This is a genomic window from Streptomyces sp. NPDC056734, from assembly GCF_042790455.1.
Taxonomy (GTDB): Bacteria; Actinomycetota; Actinomycetes; order Streptomycetales; family Streptomycetaceae; genus Streptomyces.
The window spans coordinates 210,820-230,176 of record NZ_JBHTZD010000018.1; the positions used below are offsets into that span (position 1 = coordinate 210,820).

Annotated in this window: 19 protein-coding genes; 11 read left to right on the forward strand and 8 right to left on the reverse strand. The window is 71.5% G+C overall.

The genetic code is table 11. From position 1 onward, the window contains the following. Positions 1 to 19: 19 nt before the first annotated feature. Positions 20 to 1,513, forward strand: coding sequence for a YfcC family protein (locus ACFRFC_RS27125; RefSeq protein WP_382688564.1), 1,494 nt, complete (start codon positions 20 to 22; stop codon positions 1,511 to 1,513). A 45-nt stretch (positions 1,514 to 1,558) separates the two neighbouring features. Then, positions 1,559 to 2,347 (forward strand): uracil-DNA glycosylase, encoded by a 789-nt coding sequence (locus tag ACFRFC_RS27130; RefSeq protein ID WP_382688562.1) that lies wholly within the window; start codon positions 1,559 to 1,561, stop codon positions 2,345 to 2,347. A 137-nt stretch (positions 2,348 to 2,484) separates the two neighbouring features. Here ACFRFC_RS27130 and ACFRFC_RS27135 read toward each other — a convergent pair whose 3' ends face one another. Further along, complete coding sequence (locus ACFRFC_RS27135; RefSeq protein ID WP_382688803.1) at positions 2,485 to 2,913, reverse strand: RidA family protein; 429 nt, start codon at positions 2,911 to 2,913, stop codon at positions 2,485 to 2,487. Positions 2,914 to 3,122: 209 nt separating this feature from the next. Here ACFRFC_RS27135 and ACFRFC_RS27140 point away from each other — a divergent pair, with 209 nt between their 5' ends. From ACFRFC_RS27140 to ACFRFC_RS27160, 5 genes are all read left to right on the forward strand, one after another. Then, on the forward strand, positions 3,123 to 3,977 hold the full coding sequence (locus tag ACFRFC_RS27140) for a nucleotidyltransferase domain-containing protein (protein WP_382688559.1): 855 nt from the start codon (positions 3,123 to 3,125) through the stop codon (positions 3,975 to 3,977). 155 nt (positions 3,978 to 4,132) lie between these two features. Continuing rightward, positions 4,133 to 5,479 carry an amidohydrolase gene (locus ACFRFC_RS27145; RefSeq protein WP_382688556.1) on the forward strand — a complete coding sequence of 449 codons (1,347 nt, stop codon included), beginning with the start codon at positions 4,133 to 4,135 and terminating at the stop codon, positions 5,477 to 5,479. Between the two features lie 90 nt (positions 5,480 to 5,569). Then, positions 5,570 to 6,766 (forward strand): cytochrome P450, encoded by a 1,197-nt coding sequence (locus tag ACFRFC_RS27150; RefSeq protein ID WP_382688553.1) that lies wholly within the window; start codon positions 5,570 to 5,572, stop codon positions 6,764 to 6,766. 122 nt (positions 6,767 to 6,888) lie between these two features. After that, the gene (locus ACFRFC_RS27155) at positions 6,889 to 7,590 is read left to right on the forward strand and encodes a DUF899 domain-containing protein (RefSeq protein WP_382688551.1); all 702 of its coding nucleotides are present in this window, start codon (positions 6,889 to 6,891) and stop codon (positions 7,588 to 7,590) included. Positions 7,591 to 7,765: 175 nt separating this feature from the next. Further along, on the forward strand, positions 7,766 to 7,960 hold the full coding sequence (locus tag ACFRFC_RS27160; protein ID WP_382688548.1) for a hypothetical protein: 195 nt from the start codon (positions 7,766 to 7,768) through the stop codon (positions 7,958 to 7,960). A gap of 17 nt (positions 7,961 to 7,977) precedes the next feature. Here the strand turns inward: ACFRFC_RS27160 and ACFRFC_RS27165 are convergent, their stop codons facing one another. The 3 genes from ACFRFC_RS27165 to ACFRFC_RS27175 all read right to left on the reverse strand — a co-directional run bounded on the left by ACFRFC_RS27165 (position 7,978) and on the right by ACFRFC_RS27175 (position 11,617). Then, positions 7,978 to 9,891, reverse strand: coding sequence for an ABC transporter ATP-binding protein (locus ACFRFC_RS27165; protein WP_382688800.1), 1,914 nt, complete (start codon positions 9,889 to 9,891; stop codon positions 7,978 to 7,980). A gap of 644 nt (positions 9,892 to 10,535) precedes the next feature. Next, a complete protein-coding gene (locus ACFRFC_RS27170) occupies positions 10,536 to 10,979 on the reverse strand; it encodes a hypothetical protein (protein ID WP_382688547.1) in 444 nt (147 codons plus the stop codon). Then, positions 10,976 to 11,617 carry an ATP-binding protein gene (locus tag ACFRFC_RS27175; RefSeq protein WP_382688545.1) on the reverse strand — a complete coding sequence of 214 codons (642 nt, stop codon included), beginning with the start codon at positions 11,615 to 11,617 and terminating at the stop codon, positions 10,976 to 10,978. The genes ACFRFC_RS27170 and ACFRFC_RS27175 overlap by 4 nt, the downstream gene beginning before the upstream one ends. A gap of 289 nt (positions 11,618 to 11,906) precedes the next feature. On the opposite strand from ACFRFC_RS27175, the gene ACFRFC_RS27180 reads away from it, so the two are divergent. The 3 genes from ACFRFC_RS27180 to ACFRFC_RS27190 all read left to right on the forward strand — a co-directional run bounded on the left by ACFRFC_RS27180 (position 11,907) and on the right by ACFRFC_RS27190 (position 14,201). Beyond that, positions 11,907 to 12,767, forward strand: coding sequence for a helix-turn-helix transcriptional regulator (locus ACFRFC_RS27180; RefSeq protein WP_382688542.1), 861 nt, complete (start codon positions 11,907 to 11,909; stop codon positions 12,765 to 12,767). Next, the gene (locus ACFRFC_RS27185; protein ID WP_382688540.1) at positions 12,768 to 13,043 is read left to right on the forward strand and encodes a DUF397 domain-containing protein; all 276 of its coding nucleotides are present in this window, start codon (positions 12,768 to 12,770) and stop codon (positions 13,041 to 13,043) included. Between the two features lie 345 nt (positions 13,044 to 13,388). Continuing rightward, complete coding sequence (locus ACFRFC_RS27190) at positions 13,389 to 14,201, forward strand: SAM-dependent methyltransferase (RefSeq protein WP_382688537.1); 813 nt, start codon at positions 13,389 to 13,391, stop codon at positions 14,199 to 14,201. Positions 14,202 to 14,289: 88 nt separating this feature from the next. Here the strand turns inward: ACFRFC_RS27190 and ACFRFC_RS27195 are convergent, their stop codons facing one another. Next, positions 14,290 to 15,723: a PLP-dependent aminotransferase family protein gene (locus ACFRFC_RS27195; protein ID WP_382688534.1), complete on the reverse strand. Its 1,434-nt coding sequence runs from the start codon at positions 15,721 to 15,723 to the stop codon at positions 14,290 to 14,292. Between the two features lie 41 nt (positions 15,724 to 15,764). Between ACFRFC_RS27195 and ACFRFC_RS27200 the strand changes: the two genes are divergently transcribed. Beyond that, positions 15,765 to 16,370, forward strand: a complete 606-nt coding sequence (locus ACFRFC_RS27200) for a carboxymuconolactone decarboxylase family protein (protein ID WP_382688531.1) — start codon at positions 15,765 to 15,767, stop codon at positions 16,368 to 16,370. A gap of 84 nt (positions 16,371 to 16,454) precedes the next feature. Here the strand turns inward: ACFRFC_RS27200 and ACFRFC_RS27205 are convergent, their stop codons facing one another. The 3 genes from ACFRFC_RS27205 to ACFRFC_RS27215 all read right to left on the reverse strand — a co-directional run bounded on the left by ACFRFC_RS27205 (position 16,455) and on the right by ACFRFC_RS27215 (position 19,175). Further along, complete coding sequence (locus tag ACFRFC_RS27205) at positions 16,455 to 17,942, reverse strand: glutamate synthase subunit beta (RefSeq protein ID WP_382688528.1); 1,488 nt, start codon at positions 17,940 to 17,942, stop codon at positions 16,455 to 16,457. Positions 17,943 to 18,197: 255 nt separating this feature from the next. After that, positions 18,198 to 18,677 carry a DUF1772 domain-containing protein gene (locus tag ACFRFC_RS27210; RefSeq protein ID WP_382688797.1) on the reverse strand — a complete coding sequence of 160 codons (480 nt, stop codon included), beginning with the start codon at positions 18,675 to 18,677 and terminating at the stop codon, positions 18,198 to 18,200. Positions 18,678 to 18,863: 186 nt separating this feature from the next. Beyond that, positions 18,864 to 19,175: a DUF2293 domain-containing protein gene (locus tag ACFRFC_RS27215; protein ID WP_383112658.1), complete on the reverse strand. Its 312-nt coding sequence runs from the start codon at positions 19,173 to 19,175 to the stop codon at positions 18,864 to 18,866. Positions 19,176 to 19,357 lie beyond the last annotated feature (182 nt).

A 19,357-nucleotide genomic window follows, 5' to 3' on the forward strand; every position in this document is an offset into this window, starting at 1 on the left:
AGACCGGGACGGCGTCGGGTTGGAGACCGGGGAGCCACGGCGGAAGTTCGTCTTCCCGAGTGCGCTGACGGTCCTGGTCATCGTCACGATCGGGGTCTGGCTGCTCGCCTTTCTGATTCCGTCCGGCGTGTACGACCGGGACAAATCCGGTGCCCCGATCCAGGGCACGTACCACCGGGTGGACTCCGGGCAGAGTTTCGCCGACCGGCTGAACGACCTCTTCCTCTCCCCGGTCAATGGTCTGTACGGCATCCAGGATCAGCGGACCGGGCGGGTCGGGCCGGAGCTGGTGGGTGCGTTGTACGGCAGTGCGGGGGTGTTTCTGTTCGTGCTGGCGATCGGGGCGTTCATCACCGTCGTCTTCGCGACCGGCGCCCTCGATCGCGGGATCGCCCGGCTCGCCCACCGGCTGCGGGAGCGCGGGGCGCTGCTGATCGCCGGGATCATGGTGGTGTTCTCGGTGCTCGGCACGGTCGAGGGCTTCGCCGAGGAGACCCTGGGCTTCTACGGGCTGATCGTGCCGCTGATGCTGGCCCTCGGCTACGACCGGATGGTCGCCGTCGGCACGATCATCCTGGGTGCCGGGATCGGGGTGCTCTGCTCGACCGTCAACCCGTTCGCGACCGGGGTCGCCTCGTCCGCCGCCGGTATCTCGCTGGGGGACGGGATCGTGCTGCGGTTCGTGATGTGGGTGGTGCTGACGGTGGTGACGGTGGCGTATGTGATCCGGTACGCGCGCCGGGTGCAGCGCGATCCGGCCCGCTCGCTCACCGGGTTCCTGCCCGGCGACCGGGACCAGGAGCCGAGCGAGGAGGTGCCCGAGCTGACCGGGCTGCACAAGGCCGTGCTGGGCGTGATGGTGCTGGTGTTCGCCTTCATGATCTTCTCGGTGGTGCCGTGGTCCAGCGCGCTCACGGGCGACGCGGACGCCATCCCGTACGGCTTCGAGCTGGGCTGGTCCTTCCCGGAGCTGGCCGCGCTGTTCCTGTGCGCGGCGGTGCTGGTGGGGCTGGTGGCGCGGATGGGGGAGCAGAAGCTGAGTGCGACGGTCGTGCGGGGGGCGGCGGATTTCATCTCGCCCGCGCTGGTGATCGTGCTGGCCCGCGGGGTCACCGTCATCATGAACAACGCCGAGATCACGGACACCGTGCTGCACTCCATCGAGGGCGTGGTGGCGGACACCTCCTCCGGGGTCTTCGCGATCCTGGTGTTCGTGGTGAACCTGCCGCTGGCCTTCCTGATCCCGTCCACGTCCGGGCACGCCACGCTCGCGATGCCGATCCTCGCCCCGCTCGCCGACTTCGCGGGCGTCTCCCGCGCGGTCGTCGTCACCGCGTGGCAGTCGGCGAGCGGCTGGATGAACCTGTGGGTGCCGACGACCGCCGTCACCATCGGTGGCGTGGCCCTCGCGAAGGTCGGCTACGACAGGTATCTGCGGTTCGTGACGCCGTTGCTGGGGATTCTGTTCGTGCTGATCTGCGGGTTCGTGGCGGTGGGGGCGGTCTGGACGTAGCCGGGGGTCGGGTGGGGAGGTGGGGGGCGGTCGTACGGTGGTGGCATGGACGAGAGTGGGCAGGCTCCCGGCGGGCGCGCGCCCGCCGCGGACGCCTCCTCCGGGAGCGCGTGCGCCGTTTCAGCGCTGGCCGCCCTGGACCGCCGTATCGCCGGCTGCCGTGCCTGCCCCCGGCTGGTCGCCTGGCGTGAGGAGGTCGCCGTCACGAAACGGGCCGCGTACGCGGACTGGACGTACTGGGGCCGCCCGGTCCCCGGCTTCGGCCCGGCGGACGCGCCGCTGCTGATCGTCGGCCTGGCGCCCGCCGCGCACGGCGGTAACCGGACCGGACGGATGTTCACCGGCGACCGTTCCGGAGACGTCCTGTTCCGGGCGTTGTACGACGTCGGCCTGGCCTCGCGGCCGACGTCCGTCGCCGCCGACGACGGTCTCGTCCTGCACGGCGTCCGGATCACCGCGCCGGTCCACTGCGCCCCGCCCGGCAACAAGCCCACCCCCGCCGAACGGGACACCTGCCGCCCCTGGCTGGTGGAGGAACTGCGCCTGCTGCGGCCGACCCTGCGGGCCGTGCTGGTCCTCGGCGCCTACGGCTGGCAGGCCACGCTGCCCGCCCTCGCCGAGGTGGGCTGGACCGTGCCGCGCCCCCGCCCGGCCTTCGCCCACGGGACGCACGTACGGCTCGACGGCGGCCCCGACCTGCTCGGCTGCTACCACGTCAGCCAGCGCAACACCTTCACCGGCCGGCTCACACCCGAGATGCTGCGCGAGGCGCTCCGCGCGGCGGCACGGGCGGCGGGGCGGGCCCCGGACGGCGGGGCGGCCTTCGCCGAGTAGGGCGAGGAGACTGTGTGTGCCGCTCGCTGCAGAATGAGGGGGGCGTTCGCCGGGCACGGTCGAGGCCGTTCGACATCTCAGGCCGAGCCGCCGCCGGGTGGGCTCTGGTCCCGTACGGAGTCCTCCGTGCGGTCGCCCTAGTTACGGTCGCTCTCGCCGCGGTCGCCCTCCGGTACGACGGCGGTGGCGGTGATCTCCACGAGCTGCCCCGGATATCCGAGGGCGGCGACGCCGATGAGCGTCGAGGAGTGCGGTCCGGCGCTCAGTTCGGACGCCTGTACGACTTCCCAGACGCGGGCGAGTACGGCCGGGTCGGGGCTGACGACGTAGACGTCGGTGGTCACCACATGCGCCAGATCGCTGCCGACGGCCCGGAGCTGCTCGCCGAGGTTGGCGATGACCTGCCCGGCCTGCCGTACGGCATCACCTTCCCCGACGACCTTCCCGTCCCCGTCGACCGGGACGGACCCGGCGAGGAACGCCAGTCTGGTACCGGCTTCCACGACGGTGACGTGGGAGTAGGTGGGCGGAGGGAAGAGAGACGGGACGGTGACGCGCTTGAGCAAGGGGGACTCCATTTCTCGGTTGTGCGGCATTTGTCGATCGTGCGGTCGATGCTGCCGCGCGGGGGCACCGGGCGCACGCGAATTACCGGTCAGCGGCATCGAGGGACAGGTATCGGCGATTCATGGTTCGCGCCGACGATTATGGTTCGCATGACGCCGAATCCCCCCATAGGCTGCCCCCGTTTGCCCGACCAGCACCGGGAGCCCGTATGCCTGCCCCCTCCGACGAGGCGTTCGGGGAGAACGACGCCGCGTTCCTGGAACACACGGCCGATCGCCTCGCCGCCCTCCCCACCGTCCGCGCCGTCACCCTCGGCGGTTCCCGCGCCCAGGGCACCCATCGCCCCGACAGCGACTGGGACATGGCCGTCTACTACCGAGGCCCCTTCGCCCCGGCCGACCTGCGTGCGATCGGCTGGCCCGGCGAGGTCTCCGAGATCGGCGACTGGGGCGGCGGCGTCTTCAACGGCGGCGCCTGGCTGACGATCGACGGGCGCCGGGTGGACGTGCACTACCGCGACCTGGACACCGTGGACCGCGTCACGGCGGAGGCGGAGAACGGCGACTTCCAGATCGAGCCCCTGCTCTTCCACCTCGCGGGCATCCCGACCTACCTGCTGCTGGCGGAACTGGCGATCAACCAGGTGCTGCGGGGGACGCTGCCCCGGCCTGCGGCCTATCCGGAGAGGCTCCGGGTGACCGCCCACACCCGCTGGCTCGGCACAGCGCGGGCAACCCTGGCCTACGCGCAGGCCAACCACGCCCCGGCCGGCCGCCGTACGGAGACCGCGGGCTTCATCGCGGTCGCGGCGGCCCACGCGGCCCACGCCGTCCTGGCCGCACGCGGCGAATGGGTGACCAACGAGAAGCGGCTCCTGGAACGGGCGGGCCTACGGACGGTGGACGACATCATCGCGTCACTGACCTCCGGTCGGGACGAGGCCGGGCACGAGGGTGAGCACGGGGGTGAGCACGAGGGCGTGGGCGGCGGTCTCACCGCGGCGATCACCAGGACACGGCAGCTCATTGGGAGCATCAGCCCCGCAGGGACGGCAGACCTGTAGATCCCTCTGGATCCCCTGAACCCCTGGACCCCCTGGATCTTCTTGAGATTCCGTACGCGGAAGTCAACAGCGGTCCGGATGGCCGGGAACTGATCCGGTGACCGGACAAGCGGTTCGGGTCACGCCCAGGCCCCCCACCGTCGTACCTTGGCGCGATGAACCCGCGTGCCGATCTCCTGATCACCTCCTGCACCGTGCTCGTGCATGGCGAGGGCGAGGAGGTGGGGTTTCGGGAGGGGGTCACGATCGTGGTGCGGGGTGGGGTTGTCGACGCCGTTCTCGATGCCGCCGATGCCGTGGGGGTGGCGGGCCGTGAGGTCATCGACGGGCGGGGACAGGTCGCGCTGCCGGGACTGATCAACTGTCATACGCACACCCCGATGGTCGCCCTGCGCGGGATCGCCGAGGATCTGCCGATCGAGGCGTGGTTCAACGACGTCGTCTGGCCGGTGGAGTCCAATCTCACCGAGGAGGACGTGGCGTTGGGGGCGCGGCTCGCCTGTGCCGAGATGATCCGGGGTGGCGTGACCTGTTTCGCCGATCACTACTTCGCCATGGACGCCGTCGCCGACGTGGTCGAGGAGTGCGGGATGCGGGCGCTGCTCGGCGAGACGTACTTCTCGTCCCAGGGGGATCGGGGGCGCGAACGGTCGCTGGAGTTCGCGCTGCGGCACCGGGGGAGCGCGGGCGGCCGTATCACCACCGCGCTCGCCCCGCACGCCCCCTACACCGTCACCGACCCCGACCTCGCGGCCACCGCCGACCTCGCCCGCGCCCACGGCCTTCCCGTGCACCTCCACGCCGCCGAGAACCGCGAGCAGGCCGAGGCCGCCCTCGACCGGCACGGGGTGACCCCCATCGAGCAGCTCGAACGCGCCGGGCTGCTGGAAACGGACCTCCTCATCGCCCACGGGACCGGGATCCTCGACCGGGACCTTGCCGTACTGGGCCGCGCCGGGGGCCGTACCGCCGTCGCCACCGCCCCGCGCGGCTATCTGAAGTTCGGCTGGCCCACCACCACACCCGTCCGTGCCCTGCGCGAGATCGGCATCCCCGTCGGGCTCGCCACCGACGGGGCCGCCTCCAACAACTCCCTCGACGTCTGGGAGTCCATGGCGCTCACCGCGCTGGTGCAGAAGTCCGTGACCGGTGATCCCCGCTGGCTGACCGCCCGCCAGGCCCTGCACCACGCCACGGTGCAGAGCGCCGACGCGGTGGGGCTGGGGGACACGATCGGCAGCATCGCACCGGGGCGACGGGCCGACATCGCCCTCGTCGACCTCACCGGGCCGCACACCCAGCCCGTCCACGACCTCGCCGCCACCCTTGTCCACAGCGCCCGCTCCGCCGACGTACGCACCACCGTCGTCGACGGCCGGGTGCTGATGCGGGACCGGCGACTGCTGACGGTCGATGTGCCCGCCGTCGTACGGGAGATGACGGCCCGCATGCCCGCGCTGCTCGACCGCAGTCATGGGCGGCGGATTCAGCGATACGACTGATGTCGGTCGCCGGATGGGCGGGTCGCCCGTACGGTGAGTGAGTTCGGCTCCGGCCCATCCGGCATGGTCCCGCCCGGTTACATAGGGCCCATGGATCTCGCCGACGGGCTTCTCGAACAGCCCTACGACGTCTACCGGCAGCTGCGCGACAGCGCCCCCGTGCATCGCATCTCCGGGCCCGATGGCACCCCGGCCTGGCTCGTCACCCGCTACGATGATGTCCGCGCCGCCCTCGCCGACCCCCGCCTGTCCCTGGACAAGCGGCATGCCACGGCGAGCGGTTACCGGGGGTTCGCGCTGCCACCCGCGCTCGACGCCAACCTCCTCAACATGGACCCGCCCGACCACACCCGCATCCGGCGCCTGGTCGGCAACGCCTTCACCCCGCGCCGGATCACCCACCTTCGTACACCCGTACGGCACACCGCCGACCGGCTCCTCGACGCGCTCGGCCCCGACGGCACCACCGACCTCATCGCCGCCTACGCCGCGCCCCTGCCGATCACCGTCATCTCCGACCTGCTGGGCGTGCCCGGCCCGCACCGCCGGGACTTCCGGGTCTGGACCGACGCCCTCGTCGCCCCGGATCCACGGCGCCCGGAAGCGGCTCGGGACGCGGTGGCCGCTCTGCTCGCCTTCTTCACCGCGCTCATCGCCGACAAGCGCGCCACCCCCGGCGACGATCTGCTCTCCGACCTCATCGCCGTACGCGACGAGGGCGACCTGCTGAGCGAGAACGAACTGATGTCGCTCGCCTTCCTCATCCTCTTCGCCGGTTACGAGAACACCGTGCAGCTCATCGGCAACGCCGTACTGGCCCTGCTGCACCACCCGGACCAACTCGCCGCCCTGCGCGAGGACCCGGGGCGACTGCCCGCCGCCGTCGAGGAGTTCGCACGGTACGAGGGGCCCGCGCTGCTCGCCATCCGGCGCTTCCCGACCGAGGACATCACCCTCGGCGGCGTCACCGTCCCGGCCGGTGAGACCGTCTGGCTCTCGCTGTCCGCCGCCAACCGCGATCCCGCCCGCTTCCCCGGCGCCGACCGGCTCGACCTGGGCCGGGACACCTCCGGGCATCTCGCCCTCGGCCATGGCATCCACTACTGCCTGGGCGCCCCGCTCGCCCGCGCGGAGACCGAGATCGCCCTCGCCGCACTCCTCGAACGGTTCCCGCGGCTCGCCCTGGCCGCGGCGGACACCCCTGATGACGCCGGCCTCCGCTGGCGGCCCTCCCTGCGCGCCCGAGGGCTGCTCACCCTTCCGGTGTCGTACGGATCAACCCTCTGACCTGCGAAGAAGGTTGGGCCGACGGGCGGGGCAGGATTCCTCGGAGAAATTCCGGGTCGCGCGATGAGTTCCGGTGAGTCCGGCAGTCACCACCTCAACGGGACCGTCGCACAGGAGGATCCATGTCACTTCCGAAGGTCGTATCGCGCGAAGAGTGGCGCAAGGCACGGCAGGAACTGCTGGCCAAGGAGAAGGCGGCGACCCGCGCGCGAGACGCCCTCAACAGGGAGCGGCGCGGGCTGCCCATGGTCGAGATCGACAAGGAGTACGTGTTCGAGGGAGGCAACGGCAAGGCCACCCTGCTGGACCTCTTCGAGGGACGCGATCAACTCGTCGTCCATCACTTCATGTTCGCCCCCGAGTGGGAGAACGGCTGCCCAGGCTGCTCGTACTTCCTCGATCAGGTCGGCCACCCTGCCCATCTGCACGCCCGCCGCACCTCGTTAGCAGCCGTCTCCCGGGCGCCCTACACCAGGCTGCTGCCGTTCAAGGCGAGGATGGGCTGGACGGTGCCTTGGTACTCGTCCTACGACACCGACTTCAACGCCGACTTCAACGCCGACTTCGAGGTGACGCGGGAGCGGGACGGGGAGTTGTTCGAACGGCCGGGGCTCAGCTGCTTTCTGCGGGACCGGGATCAGGTCTTCCACACCTACTCGACGTACGACCGCGGACTCGACGGGCTCGGCTCGGCCACCGGTTTCCTCGACCTCACCGCACTCGGACGGCAGGAGGGGTGGGAGGTACCCAAGGGGCGTGCGGAGGCGTTCGGGCCGCTCGCGGGCAGCGCGCACACCAAGTATCACGATGAGTATGTGGATTGATTCGGGTTGATGTTGATTGACGTTGATTGAGGTGGAGGGTGTGGATCGGATGTGGATCGGGTGTGGATCCCTCGCTCCACCGGTCAATATGGACTCGGTCCGGCGACAAGGCGAACTGATCGGCCTCCGGAAGGCGTTGACTCTCACACGTTTCGACGCTTTCTGGAGGTGCGAGATGGTGAACGGGCGACGGGTGCTCGAACGCTTTCCCGCGGGCGGGCCGCGGGGATCGTGGCCCGCGGAGGAGTTCGCGCGGGCCCGGCGGAGGGAAGGGCTGGCGGCCGAGGTGGTCATGGACCTCGCGTCGGACGCGTTTCTGGTGATCGTGCGGGGTGGGGAGGGGGTGGGGGTGGGGGGTTTGGTGGCGTGAAGGGGGCGTCCGCCCTGTCAACCGGCCTTTGGTGTGGGTGTGGGTGCTGGTGCTGGTGCTTGTGCCGGTGCCGGTACTTGTGCTGGTGTGGATGTCGGTGCCGCCGGTGCCGGTGCCGCTGTCGACGTGGGTCTCGGGACGCGTGCCGTCGTGAACTGTTCCGCCTGGAGCGCGTACAGCTCCGCGTAGATCCCGCCGGTCGCCAGCAGCTCGTCCGGAGTGCCGGATTCCATCAGGCGGCCACGGTCCAGGACGTGCACGAGGTCCGCGTGGCGGACCGAGGCGAGCCGGTGGGTGATCAGGACGACCGTCTGGCCCGCCCCGGCCAGTGACCGGATCTTTTCGAACACCTCAAGTTCGGCGCGGGCGTCCAGCGCGGCCGTCGGTTCGTCCACGATCAGGATGCGGCCCTGCCGGTAGGCGGCCCGTGCGATGCCGAGCCGCTGCCACTGGCCGCCGGACAGCTCCTGGCCGCCGCTGAACTCCCGGGCGAGGAGGGTGTCCAGCCCGTTCGGCAGATCCGCGACCACTCCTTCGGCCCCGGCCTCGCCGACCGCCTTGGCCAGCCGCTCCTCGGTGAGGGGCGCGGAGGAGCGGCCGACGGCGACATTGACCCGCGCGGTGAACGGCCAGCGCTTGAAATCCTGGGCGACCATGGCGACGCGCTCGGCCAGCGCGTGGCGGTCGGCGCCGGCCGTGTCCACGCCGTCCCACAGGATCCGGCCGCGGTCGGGCGCGTAGAGGCCGGCGAGCAGTTTGACCAGGGTCGTCTTGCCGGAGCCGTTCTCGCCGACCAGGGCGACGATCTTGCCGAGGGGGACGGAGAGGGTGACGTCGTCCAGGGCGGGGCGGGGGCGCTCACCCGGGTAGGCGAAGCTGACGTTCTCGAACCGGATCTCGCGCGGCTCCTCGGGCAGCGCGGCCCCGCCCACGGGGATCATCCGGCGTTCCGCCTCCTGGTGCAGCCGCTGGAGGTCGCCCACGAAGAGGGCCTCCTCGTGGAGCGAGTTCACCTCCACGACCAGGGTGTCCAGGTTCGCCGAGCCGGTGCGGATCGCGATGACCGCCGTACCCGCGACGGACAGTGCCATCGCGCCGCCCAGCAGCAGGCCGCCCAGGGTGGCGTACGTCGCCACGGTCGCAAGGCCCGTCCAGGTGGCCGCGATCAGCCCCGTACGCGCGGCGAGCCCGGCGAGGCGGGCCTGTTCGGCCTCCGCGTTCTCCGACATCGAGCGGAAGTGGCGCAGCAGGAACGGGCCGACGCCGTGCAGCCGGATCTCCGGGGCGGCTTCGGGCTGGATGAGCAACTGGCCGATCAGCCGGCCGGCCCGCGCGTGCTGCACCCAGGCGTGGAAGGACTCGTACCGGCGGCGGGCCATGGTCAGCGCGCTCCAGGCGCTGGGCAGGGTCATCGTGACGAGCAGCGGGAGCAGCGCCGGGTGGAGCACGGTGAGTACACCGGCCGCCGCGATGAGTGAGATCGCCGCGTTCACCACCCGGGTGGCGTACGAGATCATCCGGCGGGCGGAGGAGGCGCCGTACTGCGCGGTGTCCAGGAGCTTGTGGAAGGCGTGGTCCTCGATCGCGGACAGCTCCACCGCCGCCGCCCGCTCCAGATACTGCTCGGTGGCGACCCGCTCCACCTTGGGCTCCAGCCGTCCGGTGGCGTACGTGGAGGCGGCACGTAGCAGCGCGGACAGTACGGTGACGGCGGCGATGGTGACCAGCGCGGGGAGCGCGCCGCGCAGGCGGTCCTCGATCGGGCCTGCGGCGATGAGACGGCCCAGCGCGCTGTTGACGGCGAGCAGACTGACCGCCTGGGCCAGACCCCGGGCGATCTCGGCGGCCAGTACCGTGCGGGTGGCGCGGCGGTCGGCCGCCAGGGCGAGGCGCAGGCTGGCGGTGAGGAGGGCCGGGAGGCGCCTGATCATCGCCCGGAAGTTGAGTTCGAGGAAGGCGTCCTCGTGCTTGCTCCAGCCCAGGTCGTAGCGCAGGGGGCCGCCGAAGAGCAGCCGCTCCGAGTCCGATACCCCGGGTACTTCAGGTGCCTCGGGTACTTCGGATGGCTCGGCTACTCCGGGTGTCTCGGGCTGATCCGTCGGCTCTGGTCCATGGGACTGTGCCTCCTGCTGTTCCTGCGGCTCCGACCCGTCGGGCTGTTCTTTTGTCCGCCCGCCTCTCCGCGTGCCCAACCGTCGGCCTCCCGTCCGTCGACGAACGGCCCACTATTGCTGCCGGGGGAGCGAGGGGGGAGGGCGTGGCGGGGTGCGAAGGGGGGAGGCGGGGGTGCGACGGCGTACGCCGGGGGGTGGGGGCGCAAGGGGCAGGCGGCCGCCCCCGGTGGATGGGGCCCTGCATAGCTTGTGCTGTGTGCTGTGTGCTGTGTGCTGTGGGGTGAGGGGTGAGGGGTGAGGGGTGAGCCCTACCGGTCCCTGGCCTTCGGCGAAGCTCTACGGTCCTTCGGCAAAGCCCTGCCGCCCCAGCGGAGCCTTGCGTGCGGCCCCCGCGAGGCCATACGGCCCTCAGCGGAACCCTGCGGGGCCGGCACCAGGAGCCCCCACGCCCCGGCGGAGCCCTACGCGCTGACCGGCCGAGACCAGCTGGGCGTCGCCCCCGTCAGGCGGCACAGCGCCAGATACAGGGGGATCGGCGGTGTGTACGGGAGTGTCCCGTCGGGCCGGTGGATCAGCTTCGGGGCGTCGGCGACCAGCGCGCCCGCCGTGTACTGGGCCGGGGCTGGCCAGTCGAGGGCGTAGTCCGAGTCGGACGGGACCAGCCACCACCAGTGCGCCTCATCGGCGTAGACGCACCCCACACGCGGCAGCCGGGGTATGACGAGCGGGCCGAAGTCGGCGGGCACCGCCACCGCGTCGCAGCCCATCGGCGCGGTCATCCCGTCCGGGACGGACAGCTTGCGGGGCGCACCCGCCACCGACGTGCCCGGGGCCCGGACCCCGCGTCCCAGACGGACCAGTGTGTCCAGGCTGAGCACCTGTCCGCCGCAGGACACGGCATTCACGGCCTACCCCTCTCCCCGTCCAGCTCGCGCGGCATCATGACCGGGCTGCGCAGCAGCGCCTCGGCCCCCTCGTCGTCACCGGAGCCGCCCTTGACCGGACCGGGCTTGGGGCGGGCGCCCCAGCCGAGGTCGCCCCGGGGGGCGACCTCGGCCTGTCGCGGCAGCTCCGCCCAGACCAGCAGCCCAGGGCCATGCTCCTGAGCCCCCCAGGCCCGGCACAGAGCGTCTATGAGGAGCAATCCCCTCCCGTGCTCCTCATCCGGCCGCTGTGGCGACGGCTGGGGCTCACCGGGCGCGAAACCTTCGTCCCGCACGGCTATACGCACCAGGTCGTCGCCGTCGTGCAGCTCGCAGACGACAATGTCGCTCGCGGTGTGCACGATCGCGTTGGTGACCAGCTCGGAGACCACCAGGGCCGCCGTGTCACACGTGTCCTCGCACACCGACCAACCGGTCAGCCTGGCCCGGGTCAGCCGTCTGGCCTGCGCGGGGGAGCCCGGATGCGCGGCCAGTTCGAAGCGGAACCGGCGCTCGGCGACGGTCTCGGCGGGACCGGCCGGCGTAGCGGAGCCGTCGAGGCCGAAAGGGCCTGCGGCGGCGTCTGCTCCTAAGGGCGGGGACGGAATCACGCTTGCCACTATCGCCCCGCCGTGAACACTTGGCAAGTGTCACTCTGAAAATTGCAGAGTGCCGTATGACTCTCTGCACGGTCGTGGCACACTGCTCGCAACAGCATGTTGAGCGGCGTCAGTTCGAAAAAGAAGGTCTGTTCACGCCTTCGAATACATTTTCGAAGGGCGCCGTGAAGCCTGTCGGAGCGCCTTTCAGGATCTACCTGTTTGTCCCTTCGGGGGTCCCGGGGCTCCGTGAGTCCTCCTGGCTCCCCGAGCCCCCGAAGTCCGTTCTTGTGTGGAGTGGAGGTGGAGCGTGAGTGAGCCGCGGTCCGCGCCGACGGTCGGCCAGGTCGTCCTCGGCCGGCGCCTGCTGGATCTGCGGGAGAGCGCCGGGCTCAAGCGCGAGGAGGCCGCCAAGATCCTCCGCGTAGCGCCCGCCACGGTCCGCCGCATGGAGATGGCCGAGGTCGGGCTCAAGATCCCGTATCTCCAGCTGCTCCTGAAGGCGTACGGCGTCCAGGACGAGGAGGCCGAAGCTTTCGTCCAGCTCGCCGAGGAGGCCAACAAACCCGGCTGGTGGCAGCGCTTCCACGACATCCTGCCCGGCTGGTTCTCGATGTACGTCAGCCTGGAAGGTGCCGCCCGGCTCATCCGCAGCTACGACCCGCACTTCGTCCCCGGCCTGCTCCAGACCGAGGACTACGCGCGCGGCGTGCTCAGGGCGGGCGCCGTCGGCCAGACCCGGCCCGACGACATAGAGCGCCATGTCGCCCTGCGTATGCAGCGCCAGAACCTGCTCACCCGCGCGGACGCGCCCCGGCTGTGGGTCGTCATGGACGAGACCGCGCTGCGCCGCTCCGTCGGCGGCCCCGAGGTGATGCGGGGGCAGATCGACCGGCTGCTGGAGGCCACCGAGCTGTCGAATCTGACGCTCCAGGTGATCTCGTTCGCCTCAGGCCCGCACCCCGGCACGTACGGCCCCTTCGTCCTCTTCCGATTCGCCATGCCCGAACTGCCGGACATGGTCTACAGCGAGTACCTGACCGGCGCCGTCTACCTGGACGCGCGTGCCGAGGTAGCCACCTACCTGGAGGTCATGGACCGCATGGCGGCACAGGCCGCTACTGCACAACGTACGAAGGAGATCCTCAGGGATCTCCGCGAGGAGCTGTGAATGGATGGCATCACGTCCCAGCCGAGGCCGTTGACCCGCATAGCGCGGATCTACAACGGCATGCCTGCCCATGAGCTGGGCAGCGAAGGCTGGCACAAGCCGTGGAGCGGCGGCAACGGGGGCAACTGCCTGGAGGCGATGAAGCTCGCCGACGGCCGGATCGCGGTCCGGCAGTCCACCGACCCCGACGGGCCGGCGCTGATCTACACCACCGACGAGATGACCGCCTTCATCGAGGGCGCCAAGGCGGGGGAGGCCGACTTCCTGCTCTCCTGAACGACCTTGCTGCTTTTTCCGTGCCCAGCACCCCCCACCACCGCCGACTGAACGTCAACTGAGCACCAACTAAGCACCGGCCACGCTAAATTGACCATTGATCGCAGGACCGGGATCGCTCACCACGGGGCGGTCCCCCGACCAGTCCGATCCATATGATCCGTACGATCCACATAGACCTGACTTACCTGTACTGCACCTGTACAACCTGGACTGACCTGTACTGACTTGTACAGACCCGCGTGTGACCTCGATCCGCGCCTCGCTCCCCGTCTGTGCTCGTCCGTTCTGGTCTGTTCTCGTCAATTCCTGCCTCTTAACCGTCCGACGCTCACGGAGTGGCTCATGACCGGGCTGGACCCCACCGGCGCCATCGAGATCGACACCAGCAAGCCGCACCCCGCACGGATGTACGACTGGTATCTCGGCGGCAAGGACAACTACCCGGTGGACGAGGCGATGGGCCGGCAGATGCTCGCCCTCGACCCCAGGGTCCCGGTGATGGCACGGGTCAACCGGGCCTTCATGCACCGCGCCACCCGCTGGCTCGCGGGGCAGGGGATACGGCAGTTCCTCGACATCGGCACCGGCATACCGACCGAACCCAATCTGCATCAGGTCGCCCAGGAGGTCGCGCCCGCCGCCCGGGTCGTCTACTGCGACAACGACCCGATCGTCCTCGCCCACGCCGCCGCCCTGTTGCGCAGCACGCCGGAGGGCGTCACCGAGTACGTCCAGGCCGATGTGCGTGACCCGGCGACCATCGTCGAGGCCGCCGGGAAGGTCCTGGACCTCACCCGGCCCGTCGCCCTGTCCCTCGTCGCCCTGCTGCACTTCGTCGCCGACGAGGACGGCGCCCATGAGCTGGTCACCCGGCTCGTCGCCGCGCTTCCGTCCGGCAGCCACCTGATGATGACCCACGCCACCGGCGACTTCACCCCGCAGGAGTCGGCCGCCGCGACCGCCACGCTCAAGGCCGCGGGCATCACCCTCGCCCTGCGCTCCCGCACGGAGTTCGCGCGCTTCTTCACGGACCTGGAACTCATCGACCCGGGTGTCGTCGTGGTCGACAAGTGGAAGCCGGAGCTGGGCGAGCCGGTGCCGGGGCAGAACGACGGGGTGATACCGGGGTACGGGGCGGTCGCGCGCAAAGCGTGAGGCGTGGGGCGCGGGGCGTGGGCGTGAGGCGGGAACGGGGGTGGGCGACCTGCCCTTGGCGGACATGATCCCCGCAGCTCATCTCAGCTCAGCTCGGCGGGGGGGAAAGATCCGGCGGCAGCACCCCGCACAGCGCCTCCAGCGCCGCCCCGTACGCGTGTTCCGGTGGGGTCGCGTAACCGACGACCAGACCGTCCACCGGCGGTGTCAGGGCCGCCGGATGGCGGAACGCCGACAGGCCGTCCAGGGCCACGCCCTGCCAGACGGCGGCCTTGACTGCGGACGCCTCGGTGCCCGGCGGCAGCCGCAGCACGGCGTGCAGTCCGGCCGCCACGCCGGTCACCGCGATGTGCGGCGCCCGTTCGGCGAGCGCCGCGACCAGCCGGTCCCGCCGTCCCCGGTAGTGCTGCCGCATGCGCCGCACATGACGGTCGTACGCGCCGCACAGGAGGAAGTCGGCGAGGCTCAGCTGGTCGAGGACGCTCGCCCATCCCTCCCGCTCGCCCTTGGCCGCCAGTACCTCCGCGACCTGACGCTCCGGCAGCACCATCCAGCCCAGCCGCAGCGCGGGGGACAGGCTCTTGCTGACCGAACCGATGTAGATAACGTGCTCGGGGGCCAGACCCTGGACCGCGCCCAGGGGTTTGCGGTCGTAGCGGAACTCCCCGTCGTAGTCGTCCTCCAGCAGCACCCCGCCCCGCGCGCGTACCCGCTCGATCACCGCCGCGCGGCGCGAGGCGTGCAGCGGGCCGCCGGTCGGGAACTGGTGGGCGGGCGTGAGCAGTACGGCCCGCTCCCGCCCCAACTCCTCGACCCGCGCGCCGTCCTCGTCCAGCGGCAGCGCGACGGTCCGTACCCCGGCGGCGGCCAGCAGGTCGCGGTGGAAGCCGAGACCGTACTCCTCCACGGCGAGCGGGCCGCGCAGCACCCCGCTCGCGGCGAGCAGCCGCAGCGCGTGCGCGAAGCCGGAGCAGATCACGATCCGGTCCGGCCCGGTCCGTACGCCACGCGCGCGTGCCAGATACTCGGCGAGCGCCTCCCGCAGCTCCCGGCGGCCCGCGGGATCCCCGGGCCCGAACGCGTCATGGGGCGCCTGCTGGAGCGCCCGGCGATAGGACGTGCCCCAGGCGGCGCGCGGGAACGCCGACGCGTCCGGCGTCCCCTGACGCAGATCGTGTCGTGGCCCACGCGCGCGTGGAGGCGCCTTCGGGGGCGTTCGCCCGGCGTGTCGCGTCGGCCCGGCGATGCCCAGGGCCACCCGGGTGCCCGACCCCTGGCGTGCGGTGAGCCAGCCCTCCGCGACCAGTTCCGCGTAGGCGTCGGCGACCGTGTTGCGGGCGACCCCGAGGTCCGCGGCGAGCGAACGGTACGGCGGCAGCCGGGTGCCCGGGGGCAGCCGCCCACCGCGTACCGCCTCCCGCAGCGCCCGGATCAGCGCCGCCCGCCGCCCGCCCGGCCCGGTCAGCTCCAGATGCAGATCCGCACCGATGCGCTCCGCTGAATTGACCCATGAATCTGCCATGACATTGCACCCTATCGTCGGTCTTTCCGGCCCGTAGGTTCATGGTCATGACGACGAACACGACTGACGCGATCAACACGACTGACACGATCAATGCAACGGGCGCGATCAATGCGACGGGGGCGATCGACATCCCCTCTGCCTCCGTCTCCGGCTCCGGCTCTGCCTCCGCCACCTCCCCCTCCACCGCCGCCCGAAGGTCCCGCATCGACATGGCCAAGGCCGCCCCGAAGGTCTTCCGGGCGATCATCGGCTTCGACGCCGCCGCCCGCGAGGGCCTCGACCCCGCGCTCGTCGAGCTGATCCAGATCCGCGCCTCGCACCTCAACCACTGCGCCTACTGCCTCCACATGCACACCAACGACGCCCGCAAGGCCGGTGAGGACGAGGACCGGCTGCACCTGGTCGCCGTGTGGCGCGAGGCCCGTCACTTCTTCACCGCCAGGGAACAGGCCGCCCTGGCACTGACCGAGGCGATCACCCTGGTCGCCGACGGGGGCGTCCCCGACGATGTGTACGCCCGGGCCGCGGCCCAGTTCGACGAGACCGAACTGGCCCACGTGATCTCCCTGATCCTCACCATCAACACCTGGAACCGGGTGGCCCTGGCGACCGGCAAGGTCCCGGGAACGGACGAACGCCGCTGACCCGCCCGACGGGGGTGAGGGGTCGCGCCGAGCGGCGCACGCCGTCCACGCGCCGAGGGGCCTGGCGGCCCGCGTCGGCCCCGCTCAGACGGTCATCGGCCGGTCGTACGGCGATATCGGCGCCGGCAGTGTCGAACTGCCCGTCAGCGCCCGGTCGACGGCCGCCGCCACCGCCCGGCCCTCGGCGATCGCCCACACGATCAGCGACTGCCCACGGGCCGCGTCCCCGGCGGCGAACACCCCGGGAACGTTCGTCGCGAAGTCCCGGTCCCGCGCGATCGTGCCGCGCGGCTCCATGGCCAGCCCCAGCTGCTCCACGATCCCGTCCTCGCGGTCCGGCCCGGTGAAGCCGAGGGCGAGCAGCACCAGGTCGGCCGGGAGCGACCGCCCGGTGCCGGGGCGCGGGCGGCGCCCGGCGTCCACCCCGACCAGATGCAGCGCCCGCACCCTGCCGTCCGCGTCCCCCGTGAAACGCAGCGTCGACGCCGCGAACAGCCGTGCGTCGGCGTCCGCCGCCGGTGCCGTACCCAGCTCGCCCGCCTCCTCGTGCGCCCCCGACAGCCGGTAGATCTTCGGGTACGTCGGCCAGGGCTCGGCGTCCTCGTCGCGCGCGGCGTCCGGGCGGCCGTAGATGTCCAGCTGCGTCACGGACGCGGCCCCTTCCCGGACCGCCGTCCCCAGGCAGTCCGCCCCCGTGTCGCCGCCCCCGACGATCACGACATGCCTCCCGGCGGCCGACAGCGGGGACACGTCGAGGTCGCCCTCGCGCACCCGGTTGGACAGCGGCAGATACTCCATCGCCTGGTGGATACCGGTCAGTTCACGCCCCGGGACGTCCAGTTCACGCCACGCCGTCGCACCCGTGGCCAGGACGACGGCGTCGTAACGGGTCCGCAGCTCGTCCGCGCGGACATCCCGGCCCACCACCATCGACGTACGGAACTTGGTGCCCTCGGCACGCATCTGCGCCAGCCGCCGCTCAAGATGGTGCTTCTCCATCTTGAACTCGGGGATGCCGTAGCGCATCAGCCCACCGAGCCGGTCGTCCCGCTCGTACACCGCGACCGTGTGCCCGGCGCGGGTGAGCTGCTGGGCGGCGGCCAGCCCGGTCGGCCCGGAGCCGATGACGGCGACCGTCCGCCCCGACAGCCTCTCGGGCGGCCTCGGCGGCGCGAGACCGTCCGCCCACACACGGTCGGCGATGGCGCACTCGACGTTCTTGATGGTGACGGCGGGCTGGTTGATCGCCAGCACACACCCCGCCTCGCACGGCGCCGGGCACAGCCGGCCGGTGAACTCGGGAAAGTTGTTCGTCGCGTGCAGCCGGTCCGCCGCCGCGCGCCAGTCCTCCCGCGACACCAGGTCGTTCCACTCCGGGATCAGATTCCCCAGCGGACAGGCGTCGTGGCAGAACGGGACGCCGCAGTCCATGCACCGGTCCGCCTGCTTGCTGATGATCGGCAGCAGCGCCCCCGGGACATACACCTCGTCCCAGTCACGCACCCGCTCCTCGACGGGCCTGCGCGGCCACTCCCGCCGGGGCGTGCTCATGAATCCCTTGGGGTCTGCCATGGGCGTCTTCCTCGGGGAGGTTTCCGGGGAGCCTCGTCGTCCGTCGGGCGGTTCCCTCGGCGGGTCCCGCGACGTCCCCCGACGCCCCTCGACCGGGTCCTTCCGGCCACCATACGACCATCGGTCACCTGCGACGACTCGTCGGTGACCGGCGCTTTCGTGCCGACGCGGCGCCAGGCTCCTTTCGTCTGGATCAGGCCGGACCAGGGAGCGGTGCCAGGGCCCGCGAGCCCGGCATGATCCGAACGAGCGGCCTCAGGCGAGCGCGAGGACGTAGCAGACCGCGGCGGCGGCCGAGGCGGCCGTACGGACGTGGTTCCAGGCCGTCCAGTCCCGCAGGTACACCGACCAGTACGACGACGCCTCCGCCGTACCGGCCTCCCGTCTCGCCAGCGCCTCGTTGCGCGGCACGTTTCCCGCGATCGTCAGCCCGAACGTGCCGAACAGATACAGCGCGCTGCCCAGCAGCAGCTCGACCGTCCCCTCCCGGGGCCACAGCACGAACGTCACCACCGCGATCACCGCGCTCAGCACCGCCGTACCGGCGAACAGGCCCATGAACGCCGGCTTCAGCGCCATCGCGTTGATCGACTGCATCGCCGCGACCCCCTGCGCGGGCGGCAGCGCGGCCAGGCCCCGCATCACAAAGGTCGAGAAGCCGTAGAAGACCCCGGCGACCAGACCCGTCCCGAGCACTCCCAGAACGGTCAGCACGAAGTACGGTCCCTCGATCATGTCGACTTCCACGTCCGCTCCAGTGAGGTGTTCGGTCCGTGCCTGCGGCTGGTCACCAGCCGGTCACCGAGCGTCGGGAAAGACCGCTCGGCGGGTACGTCACTCCCAGTCAATGCCCTCCACCGTCCCCCGGCCATGCCCCACCCGCGCAGAGCCATACGTGAGCGTCCACGGCCGCCGGACAGCTCAGCCGCTCCTTGCCCACCCCGGCCCCGCCGTCTGCCCCTGTCTCTGCCTCTGCCTCTGCTTCTGCCTCTGACCCTGGTCCTGGTCCTGGTCCTCCTCCTGACTCCGACCCTGCGGATCTTGCTGCCCCTGCTCCTGCCGCGCGCCGAGTACCGCCTCCACCGTCGGCGCGATCCGCCGCCACGCCTCGTACCGCGACACGCCGCTCATCAGCAGCCGGCCGTACGGCGTGTCCACATGGCGTACGGACGCCACCACCGCCGAGATCACCGCCCCCTCGGACAGCGCACGCCCCGCCGCGCTGGGGCCCACCCGCCCACTGCCCCGTACCGATGGACCGATGCGTGCGCGGCGATCTCCCGCGCCCGCCGCTCCGGGCAGCGTGGGAACAACTGGCGGCCCTCCCGCGCGAAGGCGTCCCGCGAACCGCGGATCCTGCGCCGCCTGCCGCCTGCCGCCTGCCGCCTGCCGCCTGCCGCCTGCCGCCTGCCGCC